The sequence below is a fragment of the Methylobacterium sp. ap11 genome (assembly GCF_900110515.1).
Classification (GTDB): Bacteria; Pseudomonadota; Alphaproteobacteria; order Rhizobiales; family Beijerinckiaceae; genus Methylobacterium; species Methylobacterium ajmalii.
The window spans coordinates 1-5,454 of sequence record NZ_FOEB01000052.1; the positions used below are offsets into that span (position 1 = coordinate 1).

Here is a 5,454-nt window from a genome sequence, read left to right on the forward strand (position 1 = left end):
CCCGGCAACCTCGTCATATGGCGTGGCTTTGCACGGCTCGCCGACATAGCGCTCGGAGCCGCCCTCACTCAGGCATCGCCAGGATGTGGGTAAAAAGGAAGTTGGGCGACCGCGTCGAGAGGGACGAGGTCGTCGCGGTCCTCGACATCCGGGAGGTCGCGGATGCGAAAAGCGAGTTCCTGACCTCATCGGTCAAGGCCGATCTCGAAAGGACGAACTTCGACCGCCAGCAATCGCTTTGGGACAAGCGCATCTCGTCCGAGCAATCATTCCTGCAGGCGAAGTCGATCTATGCCGAAGCGGCATTGGCGTTCGACCTCGCGCGGCAAAAGCTGTCCGCACTCGGCCTGAACGCGATGGATGTCGCCGCCGCACAGAAGCGCGAAGAGGTGACGCCGAATACGTCGAGCCTTCGGCGGTACGAGCTTCGGTCTCCCCTCAAAGGGCGTGTCGTTGAGCGCAAGGTCGACATCTGCACGACGGTCGGTGGCGTCGGCGACCCCTCGGATCTCTATAAATTGACCGACCTCACGAACGTCTGGGTCGAACTCGCCGTCGCCACGGTCGAACTTCCGAGTATCCGCGAAGGCGCAACCGTCGTCATCACCCCGAGTTCGGACGGGGATGGCCGCCGTGCGGAAGGGCGCGTGATGTTCATCAGCCCCCTGCTCAACCTGGAAACCCGCTCGGCGCGGATCGTCGTCACCCTTCCCAATCCAGACCTGACATGGCGTCCCGGCACGTTCGTCACCGCGGAGATCGAGATCGCAAAGGAGCCGGTGGCGGTCCGGCTTCCGAAGGCGGCCTTCCAGACGCTCGGCGGCAAGCGCGCCGCCTTCGTACGGACCCCGACCGGGTTCGTGGCGCGTGCCGTCAAGATCGGACGTTCGGACGACGACTTCATCGAGGTCGTATCCGGTATCTCGCCCGGGGATGGCGTGGCGGTCGGCAACACCTTCCTGCTGAAGGCCGAACTCGGCAAGTCAGAGACGGATCGGTGAGGCGCGACGACCGATGATTAGCCGCATCCTCGACTTCTCGGTCCGGCAACGCTGGCTCGTCCTCCTGCTCACCCTGCTCGCCGCGGCGTTCGGGGGCTACTCGCTGACCAGGCTCCCCATCGACGCCGTTCCGGACATCACCAACAACCAAGTCCAGATCAACACCCTCGCGCCATCGCTGTCGCCGGTCGATATCGAGAAGCAGGTCACCTACCCGGTCGAGACCGCTCTCGCCGGCATCAAGGGGCTCGAATACACCCGCTCGCTCTCGCGCAACGGCTTCTCGCAGGTCACCGCCGTCTTCGCCGACAAGCTGGACATCTACTTCGCCCGCCAGCAGGTCGCCGAACGGCTGTCCCAGGCCCGTGCCACGCTCCCGCCGGGCATCGAGCCCCGGATGGGGCCGATCTCGACCGGGCTCGGCGAGATCTACATGTGGTCCGTGCGGTACCCGAAGCCGGATGCCCGGATCGTCTCGCACCCAGGCAAACCCGGATGGCAACCGGACGGCACCTACCTGACACCGGAGAAGCAGCACCTCGGTTCGGAGCTCGAACGCTCCGCTTATCTGCGCAGATCCAGGACTGGGTCGTCCGCCCTCAGATCCAGACGGTGCCGGGCGTGGCCGGCGTCGACGGCATCGGCGGCTTCGAGAAGCAGTACCATGTCCAGCCTGACCCGACGAAGCTGACGGCCCTCGACCTTTCGTTCAACGATGTCGCCAGGGCGCTGGAGGCCAACAACGCCAACCAGGGAGCCCGCTACCTGGAGGACAACGGCGAAGGGTACGTCGTGCGCGCGGCCGGCCGCCTGGAGAGCATGTCCCAGATCGGAGACGTCGTCGTCGCCACGCGCGGCGGTGTCCCGGTGCGCATCAAGGAGATCGCGGAGGTTCGCATCGGTCGCGACCTCCGCACCGGCTCCGGCAGCGAGGACGGCCAGGAGGTCGTGATCGGCACCGCCCTGATGCTGATCGGCGAGAACAGCCGGACGGTCGCCGCCGCGGTCGACGCGCGGATGGACCGGGTCAGGCACTCGCTGCCCCCGGGGGTCGAGATCCACACCGTCCTCGACCGGAGGCTCCTGGTCGAGGCGACCATCCGGACGGTCGCCAAGAACCTCCTCGAAGGCGCTGCCCTCGTCATCGTCATTCTGTTCCTGCTCCTGGGGAACATCCGGGCCGCCATCGTGACGGCCTTGGTCATCCCGGTCGCCATGCTGATGACAATGACGGGCATGGTCCAGGCGAAAATCTCCGCGAACCTGATGAGCCTCGGCGCACTCGACTTCGGCCTCATCGTCGACGGGGCGGTTATCATCACGGAGAACGCCCTGCGGCACCTCGCCGAGCGACAGATACAAGCGGGAAGGCAGCTCGACCTCGGAGAACGGCTGCAGACCGTTCGGGCATCCGCCGAGGAGATGATCAAGCCGTCACTCTACGGGCAGGCGATCATCATCCTGGTCTACGTGCCTGTCCTGACGTTCACGGGCGTCGAGGGCAAGATGTTCGAGCCGATGGCGCTCACCGTCATCCTCGCCCTGGTCTCGGCCTTCGTCCTTTCGCTGACGTTCGTTCCGGCGATGATCGCAATCTGCATCACCGGACGCGTCACGGAGAAGGACAACGTCCTCATTCGAGGGCTTAAGGCCGCTTACAGGCCCGCGCTCGGCGCTGCCGTACGGCTCCCGTTCGCCTTCGTCGGCGGCGCCCTCGTGCTCCTGCTCGGGACCGGCCTGCTCTTCACCCGGTTGGGCGCCGAGTTCATGCCGACGCTCGACGAGAAGAACATCGCGTTGAACGCACAGCGGATACCTTCGACGTCCCTGACGCAGTCCCAGTCCATGCAGGTCAAGGTCGAGGAGGTCATCTCCGGCTTTCCCGAGGTTGCCTACGTCTTCTCGAAGACGGGCACCGCCGAGGTCGCATCCGATCCGATGCAGCCCAACACCTCCGACACCTTCGTGATGCTGAAGCCCCAGGAGGAATGGCCCCAGCCCTCGCTATCGAAGGCGGCGCTGCAGGACCGCATCGAGAAGGCGATCTCCGAACTCTCAGGCAACGTCTACGAGTTCTCGCAACCCATCCAGTTACGCTTCAACGAACTGCTGGCTGGAACGCGTGGCGACCTCGCGGTGAAGGTGTTCGGCGACGACTTCGACGCCATGTTGCTCGCCGCGAACCAGGTCGCCTCTGCCCTGCGTGCCACCGACGGCGCCACGGACGTGAAGGTCGAGCAGGTCGCCGGCCTGCCGTTCCTGGAAATCGCGATCAACAAGGGCGAGGCCGCTCGTCTTGGCCTGAGCAATACCGCGATCCAGGAGGTCATCGGGGCGGCGATAGGCGGGAAGGACGCGGGCTTCGTCTTCGAGGGCGACAGGCGCTTTTCCATCGTCGTGCGACTGACCGACCGGGTGCGAGAGGATCGCGAGGCGCTCGAAAACATCCCGGTCCCACTCCCGATTGGCCAGAACGGGCGCGCGGGTTCCATCCTCCTCAAACAGGTGTCGAGCTTCTCCGTGGCGGAAGGCGCCAACCAGATCAGCCGTGAGAACGGAAGGCGTAGGATCGTCGTCACGGCGAACGTCCGCAGTCGCGACGTCGGATCTCTCGTGTTCGACGCTCAGGCGAAGGTCGCGGCCAGATTGGTCCTGCCGACCGGATACTCCATCACCTGGGGAGGCCAGTTCGAGAATCTCGCTTCCGCCAAAGACAGATTGGCTGTCGTGCTGCCGGTCTGTTTTTTCCTCATCTTCCTGTTGCTCGCCTCCGCTCTGGGCAGTGCGCGTGATGCCGTTCTCGTGTTCAGCGCGGTGCCGTTGGCGCTGACCGGGGGCATCGCCGCGCTTTGGCTGCGCGATCTGCCGTTTTCGGTTCCCGCCGCGGTCGGGTTTATCGCGCTCTCGGGCGTCGCCGTGCTCAACGGCCTCGTGATGCTGACCTATATCAAGCAGATCGTCGCCGAGGGCCGTCCGGTGCACGAGGCCATCGTCGAGGGGGCGCTCACCCGCCTGCGGCCTGTCGCGATGACCGCACTTGTCGCATCCCTCGGTTTCGTTCCGATGGCACTCGCCACCGGGACCGGGGCGGAGATTCAACGCCCCCTGGCGACGGTGGTCATAAAGTGGCGTCTGAACGTCGAGGGCCATATCCGCCGATGATTTCGAGCAAGTCGTTATAGAATGAATCAAAGTATAGGTTGATCCGATTTAATATTAGTAATATTCAATATCCGGCAGCATAACGGATAATATCACGGGCAGATACATTTTTTTATCTTTTGCCACCGCTGGGCTGGCATCGACAGCTGTGGCCAAGCCGCCTCAATTTAGGAACGACTCTCCTGCTACTTTTGTCGAACCCGTCAGGATACCCCATAAGCACTGCTCTGGCTCATGCATCAGTCGTGGATCGATGCAATGGTACTGCAAGCCGGATCAAACAGGTCAGGAAGTTGTGGCCGCTGGGACCTGCCAATGGCAGCTTTCGGAGGCTAAGCGGCCATTCCAGCGGCTCTGGTCGAAGGGCCGCTTATGGCGCATTGCTGACGCATAGCCGACACGGAAGGCCGGAGAGTCGTCCCCAATAAAAATCTGTGGCGCTTCCATTTAACGGAAAAATTCGTTGCCTTGACGTTTGCTGGTCGCTCAACGGCCATGAAGTTTTTGGAATTCCTGGAAGACTATCCCTGTCCGTGGCGAGCCAGGCCATCCTTCAGCTGCTACGCTAATCGACGATACAAGCAGCGGAGATTTTCGAGGCTTCGCTGCTGTGTCGGCCCAGTGGTCCGGGGGCGCACGGGACTGTAACCTGAGTCAGGCCCCTGCATGGGATTGCCCCGTTTCTGTGGTTCTTGCTCACCTTGCGTGGATCAGGCGGCCAGAACCATGCGGCGCTTCAGGAGATCGAGGCCTGCCCGTCCGTAGCACTGGCGCTTGATGAGCTTGAGCCGGTTGACCTGGCCTTCCGCCTGGCCGCTACTCCATGGCTCCCTGAGAGCAGCCCGGACGGCAGCGATGTCCACCTCCAATCCCGAGGCGAACGTCGCGATGGCAGGAGCGTCGCAACTCCGTGCCTGCGTGATCCAGGCGGCGATGTCCGCTGCGGCGTCCGCATCCTGATCATTGGTGGCGGTCTTGCCCTTCCCGGCGGCGCGCACCAGGGCCGTGAAGCGGCCAGCCAGACCCGTGATCGTCCGTGCGGTGTCATCCTGCTCGACGCGTCTCACCACAGCTGCGTCGCCCGCATCCAGCCCCGAGGGTGGCTGGACGAGCAACCACGCCAGCTGCCGTGCGGGCGGCAATGGAGCTTCCGTGCCAGGCCGCTGCGATGCACTGGCCCTCGCACGGAGGGGCTTGCGGCCTGATCGGACCGGCCTCGTCCGGCGCTCGGCGACGAAGCGGTGCACCTGCCGGCTCGTCCCCGGGTAGCCCCTGTCCCGGATCTCGCGCC

Annotated in this window: 1 protein-coding gene and 2 pseudogenes; 2 read left to right on the forward strand and 1 reads right to left on the reverse strand. The window is 64.2% G+C overall.

Features of this window, described 5'->3' with window-relative positions:
- Positions 1 to 74: 74 nt before the first annotated feature.
- Together BMX97_RS31785 and BMX97_RS31790 are read left to right on the forward strand one after the other, a co-directional pair.
- A pseudogene (locus BMX97_RS31785) lies at positions 75 to 1,001 on the forward strand (efflux RND transporter periplasmic adaptor subunit); the annotation flags it as partial.
- A 13-nt stretch (positions 1,002 to 1,014) separates the two neighbouring features.
- Positions 1,015 to 4,124, forward strand: a pseudogene (locus BMX97_RS31790) (CusA/CzcA family heavy metal efflux RND transporter); the annotation flags it as partial.
- Between the two features lie 749 nt (positions 4,125 to 4,873).
- Here the strand turns inward: BMX97_RS31790 and BMX97_RS33440 are convergent.
- The coding region (locus BMX97_RS33440; RefSeq protein ID WP_143074782.1) for a transposase at positions 4,874 to 5,454 on the reverse strand (581 nt) is incomplete at its 5' end.